This window comes from Streptomyces sp. NPDC021562 (assembly GCF_040640875.1).
Taxonomy (GTDB): domain Bacteria; phylum Actinomycetota; class Actinomycetes; order Streptomycetales; family Streptomycetaceae; genus Streptomyces.
In genome coordinates this window covers 1-23,571 of the sequence record NZ_JBFACN010000013.1, presented here as the reverse complement: position 1 = coordinate 23,571, position 23,571 = coordinate 1, and the positions used below count along the sequence as shown (strand labels likewise).

Sequence of the window (23,571 nt, the reverse complement as noted above, 5' to 3'; positions counted from 1 at the left end):
TGTCCGGTTGAAGCATGCGGCAGCCGGCCGGTGCGGGGGTATGCGTAAAACTGCGTAGGGAACGGGCAGAGAGGACGACGTGTCACACGGGCTGGACAGGGCCTACGAACGCCTCACCGAACTGGCCGTGGCCGCACTGCACGAACGTGAACCCGAGCGGCTCTGGCCACTGCTCGCCGACGCCCTGACCGGCCTGTGCGGCGGCGAGACGCTGATCTACAAGCTGGACGACTGGAGCGAGGGCAGGGGGACGCTCGGTGTACCGCCGGCCGCCGCCCTGGAGGTGGAGCGCCTCGGCGACGAGGCGGTGGCGGTGCTGCGCTCGGGCTATCCGTTCGCCCGGCACTACGCGGCCGGTCCCGCCCGGACCCCGGTCACGGCCCGTCGGCTCGCGGGCCGCGACTGGACGGCGAGCGCGACCGCGCGGGTGCTCGGTGACGCCCTGGACCTGAACCAGGTGCTGGGGCTGCCGTTGCCGGGGACGGTCGCCCCGATCACGGGCTGCCTGGTCTTCCGCTCCGGTGCGGACTTCACCGACGACCACCTGCGCGTCGCCGAGCGGGCGCAACCGCTGCTGGCCGCCGTCGAGCAGCAGCGCCGGCTGCTGGAAGAGTGGCGGCGGCTGGCCGCAGGGCCGGCCGAGCACGCGGCGGACTGCGCGCTGACGCCGCGGGAACTCACCGTGCTCCTCCTGCTCTCCGACGCGCTGACCGCCGACGCGATGGGCCGCCGGCTGGGCATCTCGGTGCGCACCGTGCACAAGCACGTCGAGAACATCTACCGCAAGCTCGGCACCCGCGACCGCATCAGCACGGTGCTGCACGCCCAGCGGCTGGGGCTGGTGCCGGCGCCGGAGCGGTCGCCGGTCGACGGGTCCCCGTAAGAGCGGTCAGGTCCTGGACCGCACCGGCCGGAAGTCCGACAGCCGGCCGGTGATCACCACGACGGAGACGAGCGCGCCGGAGGCGGCCCGGCCCAGCCAGACCGGCCAGGCGCCGTCGCCCTCGGTGTGGAAGCTCACCAGGTCGCCGCCCGTCGTGTCGTCGGCGATGCGCAGGCTGCCGGTCCTGACGTCCTGTACTCCGTCGTCCGTTCCCTCGTCGAAGCAGCGGCGGAACGCGTCGGCCAGTGTCTCCCAGGCCGTGGCGTCGGCGAAGGCGCCCTGGGCAGCGTCGGTCGGGAAGCCGTAGGCCTCCCGGTCCGGCAACAGCCGGGGATCCTCCTTCTCACCCAGCCCCAACTCCCAAGTGACCGCGGGTGCTTCGGAGATCAGCAGCCGTACCAGGGGTTCTTCCGTCACCGGGAAGCGTTCGCCTTCGTACTCGCCCTCACCGACGAGCACCGCCGTCTGGAGGGGGTACTCGCCGGGCGGTATCCGCTCGGTGAGTTCCCTGGGGGCGCCCCGGTACAGAGGATCGGCGACCACCAGCCGGCCACTGGGCACCCTGACCGTGGTGATGTCCTCGACCCGGTCGACGGTCAGCTCGCCCCAGTTGTCGGTGTCGAACCGGTTGCCCGGCCGGAGGAGTTCCTGGACGTCGAACTCCGGGTGGTACGGGCGGGGCGCGCGCCACAGGGCGGCCGGCAGTGCCTGTCCTTCCCCGGACCCGGCCGGTTCGGGCTCCACGGCCTCGTAGGGGTCGTGCTGATCGCCGGCCTCGTCGACGCCGAAGGCCTCCCGGGGTATCCACCACTGTGCCTCCGGCAGGTCGGACCACCCGTGCCGGGCGGGACCGGCCTCACCCTGTTCCTCGACGATGTGCTCGGCGCGGCCGCCGGGGGTCAGGATCAGCGTGGTCCGCCAGGCGTCGCGGGCGCGGTCCGGCTGGTCCGGTGCGGAGTACCGGCGCTCCACGACCCGCCGTACGAAAAGGCGGTCCGGTTCGAGCAGCCGCAGGTCGAACTCGCGGGTGCGGCGCCCCGCCTCGTCGTACATCCAGTGCCCGACGTGGTGGTCGGCCCAGGCGACGAGGTACACCGAGACGGGTTCGGCGCGTCCCGGTTCCCGGTGGATCACCACGTACGGCTCCCCCGCGCGGTCCCGCAGCCGGGCGGCCGCCGCCGTGAGCGGCCGGTACGCGCGACGCGTCCCGGCGTCCCAGCCCTGCGCGTACGAGATGTCCACCGTGCTCATGTCCCCCACCCGATCCGTCCCGGTCCGCCTCGCGACCGCCCTGGCCGAAAGCGGCCCCGAACCGCCTTGGAAAAACGGTACCGACCACCACTGACAACCGGCGCGGGCCGCGGATCTGCGCGACCGGGGTCGCCGGGAATAGCCTGGAGGAGCGGCACCGGGACGGACGGGGCCTCCCGATGCATTCCCTTTGCCGAGGGGGACGTGGAAGAGGGAGGCCGAGAGCCATGCCCTGGAATCTGAACGGCACGTACCTGGAGAGCTGCAACTGTGACACGGTGTGCCCCTGCACCACCTCGGGCCTCACCGCCCCGGCCGACCACGAGCGCTGCCAGGTGACCTTCGCGTTCCACGTGGACCGCGGGAACGTGGACGGGGTGGATGTCGCGGGCCGCAGTGTGGCCGTCTTCATCGACGCGCCGCGGGTGATGGCCGAGGGCGGCTGGCAGGTGGCGATGTACCTCGACGCAGCGGCCGACGAGGCTCAGGCGGAGGCGCTGGGCAAGGTCTTCTCCGGTCGGGCCGGCGGACCGATGGCGGCGCTCACCCCGCTGATCGGCGAGGTCCTCGGCGTGCAGCGGGTGCCCATCGACTACCGCGACGACGGCCGCCGCCACGCCGCGCGGGTGGGTGACGCCATCGACATCGAGATCGAGGACCAGGTCGCCCCGCAGTTCGGCGAGGACGGGCCCGTCATGGGGCTGACCGGCGTCTTCCATCCGGTGAGCAGCACCCTGACGGTCGCCCGGTCCACCCGGGCCACCGGCGACGGGGTGTTCGGCCGCTCCTGGGACTTCTCCGGCGGGAACGGACACTCGGCGCCCTTCACGTGGTCCGCGTGACCGGCCGACCGGCCGCCGTCCGCCCACGGACGAGCCCCGCCGCACTGCTGCTGGTCGCCGCGGCGGCCGCCTGGCTCTGGATGGTGGCCCGCTGGGGCGGTATGCCGGCGATGCCCGGGACCATGGGTCTGGGTCTGCCCGCCTTCCTGGCCGTGTGGACGCTGATGACGGCCGCGATGATGCTGCCCGCCACGGCTCCCGTCGCCGCGCTGTACGCACGCACCCTCGTCGGGCACCGGGCACCGCGGATGGCCGTCTTCACGGTCGCCTACCTGCTCGTCTGGGCCGCGGCCGGGCTGCCGGCGTACGGGCTGGCCGCCGGCCTGGACCGGGCGGCCGCGCTTCCCGCGGTGGCGGGGACGGCGGTGGCCGCGGCCGTGTTCACGGTCAACGGTGTCTACCAGCTCACGCCGCTCAAGGACCGCTGCCTGGCGAAGTGCCGCTCGCCGGTCGGGCTGATGCTGCGCTACGCCTCCCATCCGGGGCGCTCGCGGGATCTGCGGGCGGGAGTCCATCACGGTGCGTTCTGTCTGGGCTGCTGCTGGTCGCTGATGGTGCTGCTGGCGGCGTTCGGCGCGATGAACCTGTGGGCCATGGCGGTGCTCACCGCCGTGATCACCGCGGAGAAGCTGGCTCCCGCCGGCCGTCTGGTGGCCCGTGCCGTGGGCGTCGCCTCGCTCGCCCTGTCCGGCGCCGTGTTCTGGGTTCCGGCACTGGCTCCGGGCCTCACCGGTGGCGGTACGGCCGGGATGTAGGACGCGCCCCCTCAGCCGCTCGCCGGCGTCCACTGGATCCGCGTACTGCACAGGGAGACGAGGACGGCGGCCGTCGCGACGACCCCGAGGCCCCAGACCAGGCTGCTCGAACTCGCCACGAAGCCGATGAGCGGTGGCCCGGCCAGCAGTCCCGTCGTGCCCATGGCGGCGACCAGGGACAGCGCCTCCGCACCCTGTTTCGCCGCGGCCACGTAGACGCACGGGGTCACGGCCGCACACCCCAGTCCCACGCAGGCGAACCCGACGAGGGCGGCCGCCGCTCCCCCGGTCACCAGGGCGAAGGCGAGCCCGACGGCGGCCAGGGCGCTGCCCAGCAGCACGACGCGGCCGTCGCCCCAGCGGCTGCGCCAGCCGTCCGCGAAGAGGCGGGCCAGCACCATCATTCCGGAGAACACGGCGATACCCATCGGCGCCAGTTCCGCCGACGCCTTGGCGACGTCCCTGAGGTAGAGGGCGGACCAGTCGTTCATGGCGCCCTCGGTCACCGTGCCGAAGGCCATGGCGCAGCACATCCAGAGCGTCATGCGGGACGGCAGGCTCCGTCCGGCCCGGCTCCCGCGCGGCTTCTGCGGTGCGGGTGTCCCGTCCGGGAGCAGACCGGGCCGCGCCAGGGCGGCGAGCAGGACGAGCACCACGGCCGCCACCGCGAAGTGCGCCGTGACGGAGGAGGTGGCCGCGTTCATGCCGGAGGCGAGCAGCGCGGCGAGCAGGGAGCCGGCGCTGAAGGTCGCGTGCAGCCTCGCCATGGCGTTGCGTCCGTAGCGGGTCTCCAGGGCCGTTCCCTGCGCGTTCATGGCCACGTTCAGGCATCCCACGCACACCCCGTCGGCCACCATGACCAGCAGGGCGGCCGGGTAGTCGGGCGCGAGGGCGAGTCCCAGGAGCAGCAGGGTCAGGCAGAGGGCCGACAACAGGGACAGCCGGGCCGAGCCCAGCCGCCGCATGAGCACCGGCACCAGGGGGAAGGACGCCACGGCGCCGATGCCTGCGGCCATCAGCAGCACCCCCACCTCGGCCGCGGTCAGCTTGAGGTCCGCCTTGACCGCGGGGATCCGCGACGCCCAGGTGGCGTACTGGAAACCGAGGGAGCAGAACAGTGCGGCGATGGCGGACCGGCTGCGCCGGAAGGGATCCTGGACGGGGAACACGCGCTTCAACTCGTTTCGTCACTCGGGGCATGTACGCGGGACATGTACACGGCGTCCGCGCCGTATCCGCCCGGAGCGACCCCCGGGTGGGCGGTGAAGCCGCGTGCCGACCAGAACCGCTCGCTGCGGCCCACGGCGATCAGCGAGATCCGCTCGAACCCGCGGGCACGGGCGGTCAGCAGCAGGTGGTCGAGGAGCCGCTGTCCCAGTCCCCTGCCGCGCAGCCGCTCCGCGACGACGATGTCGTGCAGGTGCAGGTTGGTGCGGTGCCGGTGCGCGGGGGTCGCGGGCTCTTCGGTCCGTTCGAGGGGCGGGTACGCGAAGGGCGGGTACGGCAGGGCCAGCAGGTATCCGGCCGGCCGCGCGCCGACGTCCAGGACGAAACAGGTGTCCGGTGACGCGTCCGCCCTGGACCGTAGGGCCGCCCGTCCCTCCGTGAGGCCGAGTCGCGTGTAGGCCCGGGCCTCCATCGCGGCGATGACGTCCCAGTCGGCGTCGGCGATGGGGCGGATGCGTACGCCGTCGCCGCTCACGCGCGCGCTCCGCCGACGCAGGTGTACGGGAGGGGGGCGAAGCCGTTGAAGCCCTGGGTCGTGTAGCCGATCGCGTAGGCGCCGCTGGACAGCACCCACACGGGGTCGCCGGACGCCAGTTCCCGGGGGACCTGGACGAGGGCGTGTCCCTGGGGGTAGGCGTCGTCGCTGTCGCAGGTGGGGCCCGCCACCACGGCGGGGACGTGTGCGCCGCCGTGGTGGGTCGGGAAGCGGAGCGGGTACTGCAGCGCGTCCATCTCGTAGAGGCCGTTGAACTTGCCGCAGCTCAGGTAGAGCCAGTACTGGTGCTCGCCGTCCGGGCGGCGCCGCTCGGCCAGGCGGGCCACGTGGGCCCGGACGGCCCCGTGGTCGGCGACGAGGTGGCGCCCCGGCTCCATCACGAACGCGAGGTGTTCGCCGTGGACCTTCCGCAGGTGCCGCATTCCCTCACGGACGACGGCGAAGATCTTGTCCAGCGGCGGGTCCAGGGGCCGGCCGTACCGGTCGAGGTATCCCATGGCCGGCAGACCACCGCCGAGGTTGACGTGGTCCAGGACGATCCCGCGCCGGGCCAGGGCGGTCAGGACGTCCGCGAGACACTCGACGGCGTGGTGCCAGGCGTCCGCCGTCATCTGCTGGGAGCCGACGTGCACGGACAGTCCGGAGGGGGTCAGGCCCATCCCGCGGGCGGCCTCAAGGATCCGCACCGCGTCCGCGGGCGGGCAGCCGAACTTGTGGCTCAGTCCCCACAGGGCCCCCTCCCCGCTCGTCGCCAGCCTGCAGAACACGCGGGCGCCGGGGGCGTGGGCCGCGATGGCCGCCAGGTCCTCGACGCTGTCGGTCACGAAGTCCCGGACGCCGAGGCGGTGGGCTTCGGCGATGTCCCGGTCGGACTTGACGGTGTTGCCGTAGTGCGTCCTTTCGACCGGTACCCCGGCGCGCAGCGCCTGGCGCAGTTCGCGGGGGCTCGCCCCGTCGATCCCGGCGCCCTTCTGGGCGAGTCGGGTGAGCACCTCGTCCACCGGGCAGGCCTTCATGGCGAACCGGACGGCCACGCCCGGCAGTTCGGCCCGGAGCGTGTCGTAGCGGCTCTCGATGCCGGCCAGGTCGTAGAAGATCCGGTCCTCGGTGGCGCCCGCCAGTGCGGCGAGCAGCGGTGCGGACTCGTACGTCATCGTCGCCCTCACCGCCGCCGCGGTACGGGCGTGCGCGCGGCGGCCCGTACCAGCGGCTCCCACGCCTCGGTCAGCAGGGCGAAGTCCTCGATGTCACCGCGCGCCTCGTCGAGGAGGCGTTCGCGGTGCTGCGCCAGGAGGTCGGCGAACTCGGCGTAGCGGCCGCCCAGTGCCCGGTAGGAGGCGTCGAGGACGTCGAGCCGTCGGACGTTCTCGCTCCGGTCGAGCCCCGCGCTCCGCCTGGCGAGCCGGGCCACCGCGGACGCGCGCACCTGCCCCGCACCGTCGAGCAGCGACGCGCCTGACCGTGCCATGTGGTCGTAGACGTCGTGGAAGTAGAGCATCGAGAGCAGGAACTTGACGAAGCGCAGCTGGTACGCGGTGAACCCGGGGCCGGTGCGGCGTTCGCCGGTGTAGAAGTTGACGATGTTCCGGTTGTGCAGGACGCCCGGCAGTGCGGCGTCGTGGACCAGGTGGATCAGGAAGTAGTCGCTGCCGATCGTGTCGGTGGCGGGCGGCAGGGGCACCTGTTCGTGCACGCCGTGGAAGGCGATGTTGCACATGTCCACGCGCATGGGGTCGACCAGGGTGAGGGTGGAGTGGTCCGTGGTGAAGGCATCCGTGCCGGCGCCCCGGAAGGACTCGTCGACGAGTTGTCGCTTCTGTTCGCCGGACCAGTGCGGCGGCGCCCACAGGCCGACCATGTCGTGGTAGACGGCGGGGTCGGTGCGGAGTATCTCGCCGAGGTCCACGGACAGTTCGCCGACGAAGGAGCTGCCGACCATCGCGACCCGCCGGTCCATGTGGTCGGCGGCCAGGGCGGTTTCGGTGACGTGGCGGGCGGCGTCGGCGGCGCGTCTGCCGAGTGTCAGCAGTTCGTGGTGGACGGGGTAGACGGTCTCGCCGTCCACCACCTGGTACCGGCTGTCGGAGTCCCTGCGGTGGACGGACTCGCAGCCGAGCGCGGCGGCCAGCAGGAAGGCGCGGTTGGTGCAGGCGCCGTAGGAGAGGCCGGCCGGGAGCATCAGGTCCAGCAGGAGGTCGGGCTTCATGGCGCCGGAGCGCTCGATCGCGCGCCGCAGGAAGTCCCGCTGCCGCGCCTCGTCGAGGTGGTGTACGACGATCCGCGGATCCGGCGCCATCCGGCGCACGGCCTCGGCGTGCTGTGCGTGGGCCGGTCCGGCGCAGGAGTCCAGGATCAGCAGGTGCACCTCGGCGTCGAAGTGCCGTACGGCGTAGGCCGCTTCGTCGGCGACGGCGGTGATCGTGGCCGCGCAGGGCCTGTTGGTCGGCAGGGTCAGGCAGATGCGGCGCATGTCTCTTCTCCGGCCGGCGGTGTCGTCGCGTCGAGGTCCGCCCCGGTCCAGGACGTGAGGCCCAGCAGCCTGGCGCCGAGTTCGTCGAGCCTGGCGCGGCCGTACCGCAGGGACTCGTGCCGGGTGGCGTCGCCCAGCAGCGTCCCGTTCCAGTCGGGCGTGGCGAGCGTGCGCCACGACTCGACGCGGGAGCGCCGGAGCGTCTCGTGGGTCTCCAGCGCCGGCATCATCGACAGGTACTGGACCGCGCGCACCTCGCGGTCGGCGGTGTTCGGTGCGACGCCGTGCGCCAGCAGGCCGTTGAAGATCAGCAGGTCGCCGGCGGCCATGTCCGGGCGCACCACGGGGAACTCGGAGCGGTCGATCCTGGGCCGGATCGGGTCGCGGTCGGCCGGCTGGAACACCTTCCACTGGTCGAACCGCTTGAACAGCTCCGGGCAGCACTGGAAGCCGCCGAGTTCCGGCGTGGTGTCGGTCAGGGCGATGATCCCCTGGACCCGCTGCGGCAGTACGCCGAGCGTGGTGTCGACGTCCCAGTGGAGTTCGATGTCGAATCCCTCGTCGGTGCGCGGGATCAGGGCGCGGTCACGGTTCTTGATGTTGGGCGGGTTGAGGTTGAGCCGGTCGAGGGTCACCCACAGTTCTTCGCAGTCCCAGACGTCGACGAACGCGTCGTAGACCCGCCGGGTCTGGCGGTTGTCCCAGATGAGCTGGTGCTGGTAGGCCTCGACGAAGCCGTAGATGTGCAGTTCCCGGTCGAGGTCGGAGCGGTACGCACGCTCCTCGTACCAGGTCTCGGGTCGCTCGGGGTCGAGTCCCTGGAACTCCCAGGCGAAGTCCAGCAGTCGGCGGGCCGCCGCGGCGGGGACGGCCTGCTTGACCACCACGTAGCCGTAGGTCTGCCAGAAGGCGAAGTCCTCTTCGGACAGGACGCGCAGGGGGCGGGTCTTCTTCAGGTCCCGCAGGGGTGTCGGGGCGAAGTAGGTCTCGCCGTCCGAGCTGAAGTAGGGGGTGTCCGAGGGGGCTCGATGGAGATAACGGTCAGTCGTGGGCATACGGTGCTCCACACCTCGTTCTCGGGGACCGGCGACCCCAAACGGGTCGCCGACTGCGCGGCGTGAGGGGCGGGCACCGTTCCGGCAGGGTCACTGCACCACGGGCCACACCAGCCCCTCTTCGAACTCGCGTGCAACCAACTTGGACTAGACCAACTGGCCCTGTCAAACACCCCAGTTGAGGGCGCCTTTTCGCCAACGCGGCTCGATCCGGGCCTACTTGACACGTGCGGCTAGCCTGAGCGAAAACCCATTGGTCTGTACCAACAGAAGGGGCATGCGCGATGGTCTCCAGCAAGCACAGCCAGGAGTTGCGCCGGCTCGCACGCTCCGTCCTCCAGCCGGGCTTCGTTGGCACCGAGGCCCCCGACTGGGTGCTGCGTGAGATCGGCGCCGGGCTCGCCTCGGTCGTGCTCTTCTCCCGCAACATCGTCACGCCCCGGCAGGTCGCCCGACTCACCGGTCGACTCCGCGCGGAGAATCCCGAGTTGATCATCGCCATCGACGAGGAGGCCGGCGACGTCACCCGCATCGAGTCGGCCACCGGCTCCACCCGGCCGGGCAACTTCGCACTCGGAACCGTCGACGACACCGAGCTGACCGAGGCGGTCGCCGCCGACCTGGGACGGCAGCTGCACGCGGCCGGTGTGAGCCTCGACTACGCACCGAGTGCCGACGTGAACTCCAATCCCGACAACCCGATCATCGGGGTCAGGTCCTTCGGCGTCGACGCCACGGTGGTGGCGCGGCACACCGGGGCCTGGATCCGGGGACTCCAGTCGGCCGGTGTCGCCGCCTGCGCGAAGCACTTCCCCGGCCACGGCGACGTGGCCGTCGACTCCCACCACGGCCTGCCCGTCTACGACGCCGACCGCGCGCGGATCGCCGAGCAGGCCCTGCCACCGTTCAGCGCCGCACTCGACGCGGGCGTCCGCGCGGTGATGAGCGGCCACCTGCTGGTCCCCGCCTACGACCCCGAACTGCCCGCCACCCTGAGCCGGCGCATCCTGGACGAACTGCTGCGTCAGGAGCTCGGGTTCGAGGGAGTCGTCGTCACCGACGCCATCGAGATGGGTGCCGTGGCAGGCCCCTACGGGATCGGCGGGGCCACGGTCAGGGCCGTCGCCGCAGGTGCCGACGCCGTCTGTGTCGGCGGCGAGAACGCCCAGGAGGCCACCGCAATCCAGCTGGTGGACGCCCTGGTGGACGCCGTCCGCTCGGGTGAGCTGCCGGCCGAGCGGCTCGCGGAGGCGAGCGCGCGGGTCCGGGAGTTCGCAACCTGGTCCGCGGCGCTCAGTCCGGCCGGTGCCACCGCCTGGGGTGCCGGCGGCATCGGCTTCGCCGCGGCCCGCCGCGCCATCCGCCTGACCGGGGCCGTGCGCCAGGTCCTGCCGCTGGTCACCGCGCCGCACGTGGTGGAACTGGCGCCCAGCACCAACCTGGCCATCGGCGCGGAGACCCCGTGGGGCGTGGCCGCCCCGCTGGGGGAACGGCTGCCCGGTACCACGTCCGCCCGGGTGTGCCACGAGGACCTGCGCACCGGCGCCACCGCGCTGGAGGCGCGGGCGCTGGCACCCGCGTCGGGACGGCCGCTGGTCGTGGTGGTCCGCGACGCCGCCCGGCACGCCTGGATGGCACGGGCCCTCACGGAACTGGTCGCCGCCCGGCCCGACGCGATCGTGGTGGAGATGGGCCTGCCGGGCACCGTGGTCCCCTCGGCCGCCCAGATCTTCACCCACGGCGCCACGGCCGCCTCCGGAATCGCCGCCGCCGAGGTGCTCGCGGGTGCCCTTTAGTGCAGACCTGAGTGCAACGTCCTTACCCCCGAGCCGCGTTGACGCCTCCCCGGCACTTGCCTACGTTCCGAGAGCGCTCCCACCCCGCCCCTCGAAGCAGCGAGGTTCCATGCCCCCCGTACCGAGGCCGCGAGGCCGTCTCCAGCGCCGGCCGGCCGCGGCACTCGCCCTGGCGCTGTTCACCGTCCTCGTGCCGGTCACGCCCCCCGCGGCGGCCGCCGGCACCTCGGCGACGGCAGCGGTGTGCAACAGGTACTGCGACGCCCGGGACCCCGCGCTCTCCCCAGACGACCGGGCACCGGTCACCGCGAGCGTCCACCTGGTCAACGACGGTGTCGACCTGTCCACCTGCGGCAACAACGGGGGCACCGTCTGGTCGTACAACCAGGGCGTGCTGCTCGGCGCGCTCACCGAGCTGTACCGGGCCACCGGCGACGGCGGACTGCTCACCCGCGCACGGGAGATCGCCGACGCCGCCACCACGACCCCGCTGCTCCACACCTCCGGCGGCATCCTGCGCGACCCGTGCGAGAGCGGTGACTGCGGAGCCGACGGGCCGTCCTTCAAGGGTGCCGACGTGCGCGGCCTGGGCAGGCTCGACTCGGTGCTGCCGGACCACCCGTACACCGCGTACCTCGAACGCCAGGCGGACAGCGCCCACGCGAACGACCGCAACGCCCTCGACCAGTACGGGCTGCGCTGGTACGGGCCGCTCGACCAGGTGGACGCCGCACGCCAGCAGAGCGCCCTCGACCTGCTCGACGCGGCGCCCTGACGGAGTCAGGAACCCGCCAGGAAGGAAATCCGCACCTTCCGCTCGGGATTGTCCCGGTTCGTGTCGACCAGGCACACCGACTGCCAGGTGCCCAGTTCCAGACGGCCGTCGATCACCGGGAGGGTGGCGTGCGGCGGCACGATCGCCGGGAGGACGTGGTCGCGGCCGTGGCCCGGGCTGCCGTGCCGGTGCTGCCAGCGGTCGTCCGCGGGGAGCAGGGTGTGCAGCGCGGCCAGCAGGTCGTCGTCACTGCCGGCGCCGGTCTCGAGGACCGCGATGCCGGCCGTGGCGTGCGGGACGAAGATGTTCAGCAGTCCGTCGCGGCCGTCCGCCGCCTCGCGGAGGAAGGCCTCGCAGTCGGCGGTCAGGTCGACGACCCGCTCCCGCGAACCGGTGGCGACGTTGAGTACTCGTGTGGTGAAGGCATCCGACATGCCTCCATCCTGACCCATCCGCCGGCCCGCCCGGCCGAGCGGCCGTGCGGCCGTGCGGGAAGATCCGCGCCCACCCCCTGGTTGGCAGGAGCGTGAACAACGTGCGCGAGGTCGATGTGGTCGTCATCGGCGCCGGTCAGGCCGGTCTGTCCAGCGCCTATCATCTGCGGCGCACCGGCTTCGCGCCGGACCGTGACTTCGTGGTCCTGGACCGCTCCCCCGCCCCGGGCGGCGCCTGGCAGTTCCGGTGGCCGTCGCTGACGTACGGCAAGGTGCACGGGATGCACGCGCTGCCGGGCAAGGAGCTGACCGGAGCCGATCCCGCGCGGCCGTCCGCGGAGGTCGTCGGCGCGTACTTCGCCGACTACGAGCGCACCTTCGACCTTCGGGTACGACGGCCCGTCGACGTCCGCGCGGTACGGGAGGGCGAGGACGGGCGACTGCTCGTGGAGACCGGCGCCGGGAACTGGTCCACGCGGGCGCTGATCAACGCCACCGGCACCTGGGAACGGCCGTTCTGGCCCCGGTATCCGGGCCAGGAGACCTTCCGCGGGCGCCAGGTGCACACCGCGCAGTACGCCGGGCCCGAGGAGTTCGCCGGCAAGCGGGTGGTGGTCGTCGGCGGCGGCGCCTCCGGCACCCAGCACCTGCTGGAGCTCGCCCCGTACGCGGCGGCCACCACCTGGGTCACCCGGCGTCCGCCGGTGTTCCGCGAGGGGCCCTTCGACGAGGGCGCGGGCCGGGCCGCGGTGGCGCTGGTGGAGGAGCGGGTACGGCAGGGGCTGCCGCCGCGGAGTGTGGTCTCGGTCACCGGGCTGGCGCTCAACGACGCGATCCGGCAGGGCCTGCGGGACGGCGTCCTCGACCGGCAGCCGATGTTCGACCGCATCACCCCGGACGGGGTGGACTGGGACGACGGCCGGCACGTGGACGCCGACGTCATCCTGTGGGCCACCGGTTTCCGGGCCGCCCTCGACCACCTGGCGCCGCTGCGGCTGCGCGAGGCGGGCGGCGGGATCCGGGTCGAGGGGACCCGGGCGGTCGCCGACCCGCGTGTCCACCTCGTCGGTTACGGACCGTCGGCCAGCACCATCGGCGCCAACCGCGCGGGCCGCGAGGCCGTCCGGGACATCAGGCGGCTGCTGGCCGGGGAACCGGTCGCGGCCTGACGCGCGGGCGGCGGCTCACTCCTGACGCGCGGGCGGCGGCTCAGTGCGGCCCGCCGGAGGCGGACGGCTGCCGCGCCCGGCCGCGCAGAGCGTTGAACTCGGCGACGTTGCGCTGGTGTTCCGCGTAGTCGGCGGTGAACCTCGTGTCGCCCGGTTTGACCGTGACGAAGTACAGCCAGTCGCCGGGTGTGGGGTTCAGGGCGGCCCGCATGGCGTCCTCGCCCGGGTTGTCGATCGGTGTGGGCGGCAGACCCATGCGCTGGTAGGAGTTGTACGGGCTGTCGCTGCGGGTGTCCGCCACGGTGGTGTCGAGGGTCCTGCGGTCGAGGCCGTAGTTGAGGGTGGCGTCCATCTGGAGCGGCATCCCGCGCTGCAGCCGGTTGAAGACGACCCGGGCCACCTTCCCCATGTCGGCCTTGTTCGCGGCCTCCGCCTGGACGATGCTGGCGACGGTCACCGCCTGGTAGACGTTCATCGCGTCGCGCTGGGCGCCCGCCGCGAGAGGCGCTTTGTCGAACCGCCGGTGGGCGGTGTCGACCATGGACCGCAGCACGGACTGCGGGGTCGCGTCCCGCGTCACCGGGTAACTGGCCGGGAAGAGGTAACCCTCCGGGTTGCCCTCCGCCTCGCCGGGCAGATTCAGTCCCGCGCTGCCGACGGACTGCCTGGTGGTGCCGGCGGGCAGGGCGAGGGCCTTGTCGACGGCGTCGTACACCTGGGAGGCGCGCCAGCCCTCCGGGACGACCAGGGTCGTGGGCCTGTCCGCCGCGCCGTGCAGGGTCAGCAGCGGCACCACCACGGCCGCGCCGGCCGCGACGAGACCGGCCGCGAGGAGGGTGAGCCTGCCCCGGGGCGTCAGCCGGATCGCGTTCCGTCGGCGCGGCTTGCATGCCGGAGAGTTCATCTGCATGCGGGCACATTAGCCCGCAGACACCCTCAAACCCGGCATATCTTCTGCTTGTCGGCGGAGCCCCGTCCTCACGCCGCGGGCTGCCCCGCCGTCTCCAGTCGGGCGTCCCGGCGCACCAGGGCCGCGTACCGCCCGTCGAGTTCCAGCAGTTCCTCGTGCGTGCCGCGTTCGGCCACCCGTCCGGAGTCGAGGACCATGATCTGGTCGGCGTCCCGGACCGTGGACAGCCGGTGGGCGATGGTGATCGTCGTGCGGTTGGCCGACAGCGCGTCGATGGCGTCCTGGACCGCGCGTTCGGTGCGGGTGTCCAGAGCGCTGGTCGCCTCGTCGAGGATCAGGATCGGCGGGTCGCGCAGGATGGTGCGGGCGATGGCCAGCCGCTGCTTCTCACCGCCGGAGAAGCGGTGACCGCGCTCGCCCACGACCGTGTCGTAGCCGTCGGACAGGGCGGCGATGTGCTCGTGTATCTGCGCCGCACGGGCCGCCGCGTGCAGTTCCTCGTCGGTGGCGTCCGGCTTGGCGAAGCGCAGGTTGTCGGCGACCGAGGCGTGGAAGAGGTACGTCTCCTGGGAGACGACGCCGACCGCGCGGGCGAGGGTGTCGAAGTCGAGGTCACGGACGTCGACCCCGTCGAGGGTGACCCGCCCGCCGGTGACGTCGTAGAGCCGCGGGACCAGGTAGCCGAGCGTGGACTTGCCGGCGCCCGTCGGTCCGACGACGGCCAGGCTGCCGCCGGCCGGGACGGTGACGTCGATGCCGTCGAGGACGGGGCCGCCCTTGTCGTCGTAGCGGAACTCGACCTTCTCGAAGCGGACCTCGCCCTTCACCCGGTCGAGGTGGACGGGCTCGGCCCGCTCGGTGATGTCGATCGGCAGGTCGAGGTACTCGAAGATGCGCTGGAAGAGCGCGAGGGAGGTCTGGATCTGCACTCCGGTCGCCAGCAGGCTGACGGCCGGGCGGAACAGGCCCTGCTGGAGGGAGACGAAGGCGACGATGGTACCGAGCGAGATCTGCGGGCCGCCCGTCCGCAGCGCCATCCCCGCCGCCCAGTAGATGACGGCCGGCATCGCGGCCATCACGATCGTGATCACGGCCATCCGCCAGCGGCCCGCCATGTTCGACCGCACCTCCAGGTCGACGAGCTGCTCGGACTCGTCCGCGAAGGAGGCGGTGAGCGAGTCGGCACGGCCCATGGTGCGGCCCAGCAGGATGCCGCTGACGGACAGCGACTCGGTGACCGTGGCGGCCATCGCGGCCATCTGCTTCTGGCGCTGGGTGGTGATCTTCTTGCGTTCGTTGCCGACCCGGCGGCTGATCCACACGAAGACCGGGAGCAGCACCAGGGACACGACGGTGAGCCGCCAGTCGAGGGCGATCATCGCGACGACGGTGGCCACCACGCCGGTCAGGTTCGAGACCAGGGACGTGGCGGTGGAGGTGACGGTGGCCTGCATGCCGCCGATGTCGTTGGCGATGCGGGACTGCACCTCGCCGGTGCGGGTGCGGGTGAAGAAGGCGAGCGACATGCGCTGGAGCCGGCCGTACACGGCGGTGCGCAGGTCGTGCATGACGCGCTGGCCGACGGTGGTGGATATCAGCGTCTGGAGGACGCCGAAGACGCTGGTGAGGACGGCACTGAGGATCATGCCCAGCGCGAGCAGGCTGAGCAGTCCGGTGCGGCCCTGCGGGATCGCGGTGTCGAGGATCGCCTTCAGCAGGAAGGGCGTGGCGACCGACACCAGGGAGGCGGCGCCGACCAGCAGGCCGACGACGGCGAGGCGCCCGCGGTAGGGGCGGAAGAGGGCGAGGATGCGGCGCACCTGGCGGGGTTGCCCGGCCGGAGTGCCGTCGGGGGTCCAGTTGATCTCGTCTCGGGGCATGGCTCCTACGGATGGGGTGCGGTGAGTGCGGACTCACGGAGGATAGCTCACTGTTACCTATACTCACAATGAACATGGTCCTGATATTGTTCCCGTATGAGCATCCCCGATCCCGACGGCCCGCTCGCCGAACAGCTGCTGCGCCTCACGCGCCGCGTGTGGCGCATCCAGAAGCACCACCTCCAGGCGCGCGATCTGGGTGTCACGCCGGCCCAGTCCCGACTGCTGCGCACCCTCGCGCACTACGACGCGCCCCCGCGCATGGCCGATCTCGCCGAGCGCCTCGAAGTGGTGCCGCGCGCGGTGACGACGCTGGTCGACGGTCTGGAGGCGAGCGGACAGGTGCGCCGGGTGCCGGATCCGACGAACCGCCGGGTGACCCGGATCGAGATCACGGACGCCGGGCACGCGACCCTGAGCGAGCTGCACGCGGCCCGGAAGGCCGCGGCGGCGGAGATCCTGGCACCGCTGTCGCCGGAGCAGCGGGAGGCGCTGGGCGGGCTGCTGGACACGCTGGTCGACCAGCCGGTGGCGGCCAAGCACTGCTGAGGCGCGCCCAGGCGGCTCCCTCCCCGGAAGGTCCGGGAGGGAGCCGCCCGGGGCGCGGGGCCGTCGGTCAGCTGTCGAGCACCGGTTCCTTGACCGGCGCCTGCTCCGGCTCCGGCTCCCGGTCCGGGTCCCTGGCCGGCTCCACCGCACCGCCCAGCACCTTCTGCGCCCGCTCGACGTCCAGCGCGCCCTCCCAGCGGGAGACGGCGAAGACCGCGACGCAGTTGCCGAGCAGGTTGGTGACGACACGCATCGAGTCCATGATGCGGTCGACGCCGAGCAGCAGGGCGACGGCGCCGGCCGGGATCGCCCCGAGCGAGGAGGCGGTCGCGGACAGCGCGAGGAAGGCCGAGCCGGGGATGCCGGCCATGCCCTTGCTGGTGAGCATCAGCACCAGGACGACGGTGATCTGCTGCCCCGGGCTCAGGTCGACGCCGACGGCCTGGGCGATGAACAGGGTGCCGATGGACAGGTAGAGCGAGGCGCCGTCGAGGTTGAAGGAGTAGCCGGTGGGCAGCACCAGGCCGACCGCGTCGTCCCGCGCGCCCGCCTGGCGCAGCTTCTGCATCACGCGCGGCAGCACGGACTCCGTGGAGGCGGTGCCGAGCGCGAGCAGCAGCTCGGCCCGGATGTAGCGGACGAACCGCCAGAGGCTGAGCCCCGTCAGCGCCTTGAGGGCGACGGCGAGCAGGGCGACGAAGAGCGCGGCGGCCGCGTAGCACAGGACGATCAGCTTGGCGTAGGTCTCGATCACACCGAGTCCGTACTGGCCGATCAGGACGGCCATCGCACCGAAGACGGCGATCGGGGCGAGGCGCATCACGAATCCGACGATCGCGAAGATGACCTCCTGGGCCTGCTCGACGGCAGGCAGCACCTGCGGCACCCTGGTGTGCCCGAGGTGCAGCAGGGCCGCGCCCACCAGACACGCCAGCACGAGCACCTGGAGCAGCGAGTTCTCGGCGAAGGCACCCATGAAACTGGTCGGCAGGGCGTTGAGGACGAACTCCGTCGTGGAGGGCAGCGACCCGCCGCCCGTCTTCGCGTCGACCGCCTTGGCGCTCAGCGTGGCCGGATCGACGTGCATGCCGGAGCCGGGCTGGACGACGTTGGCGGCGACGAGTCCGATGACCAGCGCGAGCGTGCTCGCCACCTCGAACCAGATCAGCGCCTTGAGCCCGATCCGGCCGAAGGCCTTCAGATCACCGGCCTTGGCGATGCCGACGACGACCACGCAGAACACCAGCGGGGAGATGATCGTCTCGATGAGCCGGGTGAAACCGTCGCCGAGCGGCTGGAGGTCCGCGGCGAAGCCGGGCCACAGCCTCCCGACGACGATTCCGAGCACGAGCGCGCAGGCGACCTGCGCGAAGAGAGAGGTACGCAGCGTGCGTGCGACGCGTCGCGGCAGGGACGGTACGGACTGCGGCACGGGCACTCCTTGTGGGGGTGTCGACTCGCGGAAGCCGAGCGGGACTTCTGCGATACGGAAAGCGACTTCCGTGCCGATCACTCTGAAGGCCTTCGTTCTCCCGTCCGAAACCGCGGTGTGTCAACCTTGTAAATCCCGTGCCGAGTGACGCATCGCACACCACTCGGTTCAGCAGCCGGTGTGATCCTCCGTCAGCACCCCCTGGGCGGTGGCCAGCGAACGGTCGTAGCACCCGTCCGGCCCGTACCGCCGGTAGCGCTCGCCGGACGTCCCGACGGCGTGCCGCTGGTCGCGGGGGACGTCCAGGAGGTAGGAGGCGTCACCGCGGTAGGAGTCGTCCGACCACGACCAGACGCCCCCGGGCCCGGCGACCGCCGCCCGGTCGCCGAGGGCGAGTTCGGTGCGCAGTCGGTGGTCCGTGCCGACGGTGACGGCGCCGTTCATGGTGTAGGTCAGCCGGGTGCGCGTCGTCCGCGGCCCGCCGCCCGCCCGCACGGTGACGCTCTGGTCGTCCGTCCAGGTGGCGTCGAGGGCGTCGGTCGTCTCGCCGTCGTTCCAGCGGTGCACGGAGGTGTTGGCGAGCGTCCGGCTGACGGTGGTGGTCACCCGGCCGTGCGAGGTGTCGACGTATCCGGAGACCGTGAGCCGGTGCCCGGCGTCGGTGTCGACCCGGTACTCCCCCGTACCCGGCGTGTACACCGAGGAGTTGACGGGCTCGGAGGCGGTGGTCCCGGTGAGCCCGCCGGTCACCCGGGCGCGGTGGGGGTCCTGCCAGACCAGCACGTTCACCGGGGTGCTCCAGCCGGCCCGGCCCTCGGGCACGCCGGCGACCGAGACCCCGACCCGGTGCGGGCGGCCGTCGTTCAGGAGTCCGGCGAACGGGGTCAGGTCGTATTCGATCGGCTTGACGTCGAAGGCCCGGGGGGCCGGGACGACGTACCAGAGGTAGGGGTTGGACCAGCCGCCGGTCCACACGTTCGGGAACGGCGCGGCGATTCCGGCCGGCCGGCCGTCGACCTCGATCCGCACCTCCCGGTAGGGCCCCTGGTCCGCCTTGCAGGAGTACGACGCCGGATCGGCCACCGTCAGGTACCAGAACTCCTCGCAGCCGCCGCCGGACCCGGTGGCGTACACCTCGGCGACGACGCGTTCGCTGTTGCGCGGGGTGGTGAGGGTGGTGCCGCCGTCGGCGAGGGTGAGCACCCTGTCGGGCGGTGCGGTCCCCGGGCGTCCGGCGTAGAAGGTGAGGGTGACCTTGACGTCGATGACGCCGGTGTAGGTGTCGTCGACGACGTTGCCGATGAGCATCTCGACGTCCTGGGCGCCGCGGAAGGTGTCGCTGTAGCGGGTGACGTCCTTCTCCACGTGCCACTCGATGCCGTCCGGGGAGGGCTCGGGGGTGGAGGTGCGCAGCACCTCGACGCCGCCGACGTGCAGATAGCCGAGCCGGTCGTACTGACGGCCCTTCACCTTGCCGTCCAGCCGCAGCACCACCTTGCTCCAGCGGTCGCCGCACCCCCGCGGGGGCGTGTACGTGCCCCGGTACGGCGTGAAGTCGCGGAACTGCGCCTTTGCCAGCGTGACCCGGCAGGACCTGGTGTGCTCGGGCACGGAGACCGGCGGAGCGGCGGTGACCGGGTCGTGCCAGTCGGTGCCGAACTCGGCGGGCACGTCGGCCGCGCGGGCGGCGGGGGCACCCGTGCCGAGCAGCGCGCTCGCCAGGAGGCTTACTCCGGCAATCATGGACATGACGATCCGTCTTCTCATGCCGGTGTTCTACGGGGAGTCGCGGGCCGACCGCAACGGGCGGACCGGCCGACGGTCAGACGCCACCGCGCCCCCCACCCGGAGCGCACCCTTTATGGACATATAGTGCTATGACCTGACTCTGGTGCCACAGTGCTGCCATGCAGATCACGACCGCTCGTGTCCGCCGCGCGGCCCTGGCCCTCGCCCTCGGCGGGGCCGTCGCCCTCACCTGCGACACCGTTCTCGCCGACCTCCCGCGCGAGGGCCACCGCTCCCCCCGTCCCGGCCCCTCCGGCCTGTCCCCCGCCCCGGGCGCCCCCGGCATCGGCGACCCCCTCATGCCGCTGGACGGCAACGGCGGTTACACCGTCCGGCGTTACACGCTCGACCTCGACTGGCGGGCACCCGGGACGCCCTTCCCGGCCGGCACCACCATCGCCGCCACCGCCACCCAGGACCTGTCCCGCTTCGACCTGGACTTCGCCGGCAACACCCTGCACCGGGTCACCGTCGACGGCGCACCGGCCACCGCCGTACGCGACGGGGACGAACTCGTCGTCACACCCGCGCACCCGATCCCGCACGGCGGCGCCTTCACCGTCCGCGTCACCTACACCGCGGACCCCACCGGACGGCGGCAGCGCAGCGACGCGATCCGGGAGTACGGCTGGGTGCCCACCCCCGACGGCACCCTGATCTACGCTCAGCCCGACGGCGCCAAGCTGGTCTTCCCGGTGAACGACCACCCCAGCCTGCGCGCCCCGGTCACCTTCCGCATCACCACCCCGCCGGGTCTGCGAGCGGTGGCCAACGGCCGGCTCGTCGACCGCACCGGGCAGCCGGGCGGACGGGTGCGGTGGACGTACGACTCCGAGGAACCGATCGCCGCCCAGCTGGTCCAGGTGGCCATCGGGAAGTTCACGTTCGCCGACGGCAGGGGCCCGCACGGGCTGCCCCTGCGGGACGTGGTGCCGGACGGCCTGGTCGCGGACACCGGGGCCGCCCGCTCGCGCACCCCGGACCACCTCGCCTGGCTGGAACGGCGACTCGGCCCGTACCCGTTCCACCGCTACGGCGTACTCGTCGGCGACACCGACCTGCCGGTGGCCCTGGAGACGCAGTCGCTGTCCGTCGTGCCGAAGGACGACCTGCTGGGCGACCCGGTCGACGCCGAACGCAACCTCGTCCACGAACTGACCCACCATTGGACGGGTGACAGCGTCGCCATCCGGCGCTGGTCGGACCTGTGGCTGAGTGAGGGTCATGCCCGGTACTACGAACGGCTGTACTCCGCCGAGCACGGCGGAACCCGCATGGCGGACGCCATGCGGGCCGCGTACGAGCAGCACGACCAGTGGCGTCACGACGACGGCGCGCCCGCCGAGCCCACGGAGCCGACGCTCTTCAAGGTGATGCGGTACGACGGCTCGGCGCTGGTGCTGTACGCCCTGCGGGAGAAGGTCGGTGACGAGACGTTCGACCGGATCGAGCGCGCCTGGGTGACCAGGTACCGGGGCCGCGCCGCCGGCACCCGGGACTTCGTCGCGCTCGCCTCGGAGGTCGCGGGCGAGGACCTGACGCCCTTTCTGACCCCTTGGCTGTACGGCCCGGTCACTCCCGCGATGCCCGGTCACCCCGACTGGCACGTGGACCCGGTCGAGGACTGACAGGACGAGCGCGGGGCCCCGCCCCCGGCCCGCGTCCGGATGCCGGGGCGGTGCCCGCCGACCGGGTGGCCTCTGGCGGAGCGCTGGTCCACCCGGTTGACGTTCGGCGCGCCGTGCCGCGCCGGGCACGGAAACGTACGAGGGGTGACATGACGGCGACTCCTCTGCCCTGGTTGCGACGAGCGTGGTTGGAGACCCTCAGCAAGCGGTTGGAGACCCTCTGGTATGAGAAGAACTGTCGCTCCACGTGTGCCCGGCGCCCTGCGGACCTGCCGTCTGACGGCCTGCCTGATCGCGGCCGCGCTGCTGCCACCCCTGCTGATCCTCCCGGCCTCCGGCGCCGACGACTCCGAGGACCAGCGCCTGCAGAACGCCTTCACGGACGCGGCGCGCGAGTTCCACGTGCCGCGCAGTGTGCTCATGAGCGTCTCGTACATGCAGTCGCGCTGGGACGCCCACCCGGGCACCCCGAGCGTCGCGGGCGGCTACGGGCCGATGCACCTGACGGCCGCCGACCACGGCGGCGCCCCCGCTCCGGCGCCGGGAGCGCAGGCCCCGGGCGGCCGATCCGACGACCCGCTCGCGGGGACGGCGTTCACCGCCGTCGGCCACGCCGTGCAGCCCGCGAGCCTGGAACGCGCCGCACGGCTGATCCGGGTACCGGCCGGACAGCTGCGGACGGACGCCGTCGCCAACGTGCGCGGCGGCGCGGCGCTGCTGGCTGCCGCGCAACGGCATCTCGGCAAGCCGCTCAGTACCCGCCCCGAGGACTGGTGGCAGGCGGTGGAACGTTTCCCCGGTACCCGTGACGTGACCTCGGCGGCCACCTACGCGAACGACGTCTTCGGCCTGATCCGCCGGGGCGCGCACCGGACCACCGCCGAGGGGCAGGAGGTCACCCTGCCCGCCTCCCCCGGCGTCAGACCGCATGCCGGCCCGCCGGCGGCACCGCGGCCGAAGAACGTCGAGTGCCCGCCCGAGCTGTCCTGCGACTGGCTCGCCGCGCCCTACGAGGAGATCGACGACGACGGCGACTACGGCAACCACGACCTCGCCGACCGGCCGCGGGACCAGCGGATCGAGTACATCGTCATCCACGACACCGAGTCGACGCTGCCGAACATGTTCAGGACCGTGCAGGATCCGACCGAGGCCTCCTGGCACTACTCCGTCCGCTCCAGCGACGGCCACATCACCCAGCACGTCAGGACGAAGGACGAGGCCTGGCACTCCGGCAGCAAGTTCGTGAACGCCCGCTCCATCGGCGTCGAGCACGAGGGCTTCCTCACCCATCCCGGGACCTGGTACACGGAGCAGATGTACCGTTCCTCGGCGCGCCTGGTCCGCTTCCTGGCGAAGAAGTACGGCATCCCCATGGACCGGCAGCACATCTTCGGTCATGACAACGTGCCGGCGCCGACCGCCGACTCCATCCCCGAGATGCACGAGGACCCCGGCCCCTTCTGGGACTGGCGGCACTACTTCGACCTGCTCGGCGCCCCGCTGAAGGCGACGGCCGGACCGGACAGCCCGATGGTGATGATCCTGCCGGACTACGCCACCCACAAGCCCCGTTACACGGGGTGCGAGGGCGACGGCAAGCGGTGCCAGCCACACGGCTCCAGCGCCGTACGGCTGTACACCCGGCCGGACGAGAGCGCCCCGCTGATCCAGGACCCCGGCCGCAGGCCGGACGGCGAGGACTCCACGGAGGACGTCAGCGATCTCGGGTCACGCGTCTCCACCGGCCAGACGTTCGCCGTCGCCGACCGCAGCGGCGAGTGGACGGCGATCTGGTACCAGGGCGGCAAGGCGTGGTTCAAGAACCCCGCCGCGCACCCGACGGCCGTCGGCGCGAGCGGCCGCATGGTGACCCCGAAGGAGGGGCTGGCCGAGATCCCGGCGTTCGGGCGCGCCCTCCCGGAGGCGGACGCCTACCCGGAGGGGGTCGAGGAGGAGGAAGAGGCGCCGCTGCCCTACACCATCCGGGCGGGCCAGCGGTACGTGACCCAGTCCGGCGTAGGCGGCTCCTACGTCGACAGGTCGACTTTCTCCGACGTACCCCAACCGGTGGTGCTGGGCCACGAGAGGTACTACGAGATCCAGTTGGGCCACCGACTCGCCTACGTCAGGGCGAACGACGTGGACCTCCTGGACACACACGGCACGCCGTCCCACTAGGACGGCACCGAGGTGCAGCCGTGGGACGCCGCCCGGCCCCTGCCGGGCGG

At 72.4% G+C, this 23,571-nt stretch carries 19 protein-coding genes and 1 pseudogene; 9 read left to right on the top strand and 11 right to left on the bottom strand.

Annotated elements, in window-relative coordinates; translation table 11 throughout:
* Positions 1 to 79 precede the first annotated feature (79 nt).
* Positions 80 to 883, top strand: a complete 804-nt coding sequence (locus AB0G52_RS21155; RefSeq protein WP_361337848.1) for a LuxR C-terminal-related transcriptional regulator — start codon at positions 80 to 82, stop codon at positions 881 to 883.
* Between the two features lie 6 nt (positions 884 to 889).
* Here AB0G52_RS21155 and AB0G52_RS21150 read toward each other — a convergent pair whose 3' ends face one another.
* Positions 890 to 2,134, bottom strand: coding sequence for a DUF4241 domain-containing protein (locus AB0G52_RS21150; RefSeq protein ID WP_361337846.1), 1,245 nt, complete (start codon positions 2,132 to 2,134; stop codon positions 890 to 892).
* A gap of 227 nt (positions 2,135 to 2,361) precedes the next feature.
* Between AB0G52_RS21150 and AB0G52_RS21145 the strand changes: the two genes are divergently transcribed.
* Positions 2,362 to 2,976 (top strand): DUF1326 domain-containing protein, encoded by a 615-nt coding sequence (locus tag AB0G52_RS21145; RefSeq protein ID WP_132887400.1) that lies wholly within the window; start codon positions 2,362 to 2,364, stop codon positions 2,974 to 2,976.
* Positions 2,973 to 3,731, top strand: a complete 759-nt coding sequence (locus tag AB0G52_RS21140; protein WP_361337844.1) for a DUF2182 domain-containing protein — start codon at positions 2,973 to 2,975, stop codon at positions 3,729 to 3,731. Before AB0G52_RS21145 ends, AB0G52_RS21140 begins: the two co-directional genes overlap by 4 nt.
* 11 nt (positions 3,732 to 3,742) lie before the next feature.
* Here AB0G52_RS21140 and AB0G52_RS21135 read toward each other — a convergent pair whose 3' ends face one another.
* From AB0G52_RS21135 to AB0G52_RS21115, 5 genes are read right to left on the bottom strand one after another with little or no spacing between them, the layout of a single operon-like run.
* The gene (locus AB0G52_RS21135; RefSeq protein WP_132887399.1) at positions 3,743 to 4,900 is read right to left on the bottom strand and encodes an MFS transporter; all 1,158 of its coding nucleotides are present in this window, start codon (positions 4,898 to 4,900) and stop codon (positions 3,743 to 3,745) included.
* Between the two features lie 5 nt (positions 4,901 to 4,905).
* On the bottom strand, positions 4,906 to 5,370 hold the full coding sequence (locus AB0G52_RS21130; RefSeq protein ID WP_132887685.1) for a GNAT family N-acetyltransferase: 465 nt from the start codon (positions 5,368 to 5,370) through the stop codon (positions 4,906 to 4,908).
* Positions 5,371 to 5,429: 59 nt separating this feature from the next.
* Positions 5,430 to 6,608, bottom strand: coding sequence for a type III PLP-dependent enzyme (locus tag AB0G52_RS21125; RefSeq protein WP_361337842.1), 1,179 nt, complete (start codon positions 6,606 to 6,608; stop codon positions 5,430 to 5,432).
* Between the two features lie 8 nt (positions 6,609 to 6,616).
* On the bottom strand, positions 6,617 to 7,924 hold the full coding sequence (locus AB0G52_RS21120; RefSeq protein WP_361337840.1) for a DUF6271 family protein: 1,308 nt from the start codon (positions 7,922 to 7,924) through the stop codon (positions 6,617 to 6,619).
* Entirely contained in the window at positions 7,906 to 8,979 is a 1,074-nt protein-coding gene (locus AB0G52_RS21115) for a phytanoyl-CoA dioxygenase family protein (protein WP_361337838.1), read from the bottom strand. The genes AB0G52_RS21120 and AB0G52_RS21115 overlap by 19 nt, the downstream gene beginning before the upstream one ends.
* 284 nt (positions 8,980 to 9,263) lie before the next feature.
* On the opposite strand from AB0G52_RS21115, the gene AB0G52_RS21110 reads away from it, so the two are divergent.
* Together AB0G52_RS21110 and AB0G52_RS21105 are read left to right on the top strand one after the other, a co-directional pair.
* Entirely contained in the window at positions 9,264 to 10,775 is a 1,512-nt protein-coding gene (locus AB0G52_RS21110; RefSeq protein WP_361337836.1) for a glycoside hydrolase family 3 N-terminal domain-containing protein, read from the top strand.
* A gap of 316 nt (positions 10,776 to 11,091) precedes the next feature.
* A pseudogene (locus AB0G52_RS21105) lies at positions 11,092 to 11,550 on the top strand (glycoside hydrolase family 76 protein); the annotation flags it as partial.
* A gap of 5 nt (positions 11,551 to 11,555) precedes the next feature.
* Here the strand turns inward: AB0G52_RS21105 and AB0G52_RS21100 are convergent.
* Positions 11,556 to 11,984: a secondary thiamine-phosphate synthase enzyme YjbQ gene (locus tag AB0G52_RS21100; RefSeq protein WP_361337834.1), complete on the bottom strand. Its 429-nt coding sequence runs from the start codon at positions 11,982 to 11,984 to the stop codon at positions 11,556 to 11,558.
* A 92-nt stretch (positions 11,985 to 12,076) separates the two neighbouring features.
* On the opposite strand from AB0G52_RS21100, the gene AB0G52_RS21095 reads away from it, so the two are divergent.
* Positions 12,077 to 13,153, top strand: a complete 1,077-nt coding sequence (locus AB0G52_RS21095) for an NAD(P)-binding domain-containing protein (protein ID WP_361337832.1) — start codon at positions 12,077 to 12,079, stop codon at positions 13,151 to 13,153.
* Positions 13,154 to 13,193: 40 nt separating this feature from the next.
* On the opposite strand, the gene mltG is transcribed toward AB0G52_RS21095, so the two are convergent.
* Both mltG and AB0G52_RS21085 read right to left on the bottom strand, forming a co-directional pair.
* Entirely contained in the window at positions 13,194 to 14,063 is an 870-nt protein-coding gene (gene mltG, locus AB0G52_RS21090; RefSeq protein ID WP_361337830.1) for an endolytic transglycosylase MltG, read from the bottom strand.
* Between the two features lie 68 nt (positions 14,064 to 14,131).
* The gene (locus AB0G52_RS21085; RefSeq protein WP_361337828.1) at positions 14,132 to 15,943 is read right to left on the bottom strand and encodes an ABC transporter ATP-binding protein; all 1,812 of its coding nucleotides are present in this window, start codon (positions 15,941 to 15,943) and stop codon (positions 14,132 to 14,134) included.
* Positions 15,944 to 16,039: 96 nt separating this feature from the next.
* On the opposite strand from AB0G52_RS21085, the gene AB0G52_RS21080 reads away from it, so the two are divergent.
* Positions 16,040 to 16,492, top strand: a complete 453-nt coding sequence (locus AB0G52_RS21080; RefSeq protein ID WP_361337826.1) for a MarR family transcriptional regulator — start codon at positions 16,040 to 16,042, stop codon at positions 16,490 to 16,492.
* Positions 16,493 to 16,559: 67 nt separating this feature from the next.
* On the opposite strand, the gene AB0G52_RS21075 is transcribed toward AB0G52_RS21080, so the two are convergent.
* Both AB0G52_RS21075 and AB0G52_RS21070 read right to left on the bottom strand, forming a co-directional pair.
* Positions 16,560 to 17,924 carry a cation:dicarboxylase symporter family transporter gene (locus AB0G52_RS21075; RefSeq protein WP_361337824.1) on the bottom strand — a complete coding sequence of 455 codons (1,365 nt, stop codon included), beginning with the start codon at positions 17,922 to 17,924 and terminating at the stop codon, positions 16,560 to 16,562.
* A gap of 168 nt (positions 17,925 to 18,092) precedes the next feature.
* Positions 18,093 to 19,691, bottom strand: a complete 1,599-nt coding sequence (locus AB0G52_RS21070; protein WP_361337822.1) for a peptide-N4-asparagine amidase — start codon at positions 19,689 to 19,691, stop codon at positions 18,093 to 18,095.
* A gap of 140 nt (positions 19,692 to 19,831) precedes the next feature.
* Here AB0G52_RS21070 and AB0G52_RS21065 point away from each other — a divergent pair, with 140 nt between their 5' ends.
* Together AB0G52_RS21065 and AB0G52_RS21060 are read left to right on the top strand one after the other, a co-directional pair.
* Positions 19,832 to 21,340 (top strand): M1 family metallopeptidase, encoded by a 1,509-nt coding sequence (locus tag AB0G52_RS21065; protein ID WP_361337820.1) that lies wholly within the window; start codon positions 19,832 to 19,834, stop codon positions 21,338 to 21,340.
* A gap of 225 nt (positions 21,341 to 21,565) precedes the next feature.
* Positions 21,566 to 23,521, top strand: a complete 1,956-nt coding sequence (locus AB0G52_RS21060; protein WP_132887386.1) for an N-acetylmuramoyl-L-alanine amidase — start codon at positions 21,566 to 21,568, stop codon at positions 23,519 to 23,521.
* Positions 23,522 to 23,571 lie beyond the last annotated feature (50 nt).

Bases quoted from the DNA above. Each gene is read 5' to 3' on its own strand.
- AB0G52_RS21115 (WP_361337838.1), bottom strand. From the start codon at position 8,979: ATGCCCACGACTGACCGTTATCTCCATCGAGCCCCCTCGGACACCCCC.
- AB0G52_RS21120 (WP_361337840.1), bottom strand. From the start codon at position 7,924: ATGCGCCGCATCTGCCTGACCCTGCCGACCAACAGGCCCTGCGCGGCC.
- AB0G52_RS21080 (WP_361337826.1), top strand. From the start codon at position 16,040: ATGAGCATCCCCGATCCCGACGGCCCGCTCGCCGAACAGCTGCTGCGC.
- AB0G52_RS21125 (WP_361337842.1), bottom strand. From the start codon at position 6,608: ATGACGTACGAGTCCGCACCGCTGCTCGCCGCACTGGCGGGCGCCACC.
- AB0G52_RS21085 (WP_361337828.1), bottom strand. From the start codon at position 15,943: ATGCCCCGAGACGAGATCAACTGGACCCCCGACGGCACTCCGGCCGGG.
- AB0G52_RS21060 (WP_132887386.1), top strand. From the start codon at position 21,566: ATGAGAAGAACTGTCGCTCCACGTGTGCCCGGCGCCCTGCGGACCTGC.
- AB0G52_RS21110 (WP_361337836.1), top strand. From the start codon at position 9,264: ATGGTCTCCAGCAAGCACAGCCAGGAGTTGCGCCGGCTCGCACGCTCC.
- AB0G52_RS21145 (WP_132887400.1), top strand. From the start codon at position 2,362: ATGCCCTGGAATCTGAACGGCACGTACCTGGAGAGCTGCAACTGTGAC.
- AB0G52_RS21130 (WP_132887685.1), bottom strand. From the start codon at position 5,370: ATGGAGGCCCGGGCCTACACGCGACTCGGCCTCACGGAGGGACGGGCG.
- mltG (WP_361337830.1), bottom strand. From the start codon at position 14,063: ATGCAGATGAACTCTCCGGCATGCAAGCCGCGCCGACGGAACGCGATC.
- AB0G52_RS21070 (WP_361337822.1), bottom strand. From the start codon at position 19,691: ATGAGAAGACGGATCGTCATGTCCATGATTGCCGGAGTAAGCCTCCTG.
- AB0G52_RS21065 (WP_361337820.1), top strand. From the start codon at position 19,832: ATGCAGATCACGACCGCTCGTGTCCGCCGCGCGGCCCTGGCCCTCGCC.
- AB0G52_RS21150 (WP_361337846.1), bottom strand. From the start codon at position 2,134: ATGAGCACGGTGGACATCTCGTACGCGCAGGGCTGGGACGCCGGGACG.
- AB0G52_RS21100 (WP_361337834.1), bottom strand. From the start codon at position 11,984: ATGTCGGATGCCTTCACCACACGAGTACTCAACGTCGCCACCGGTTCG.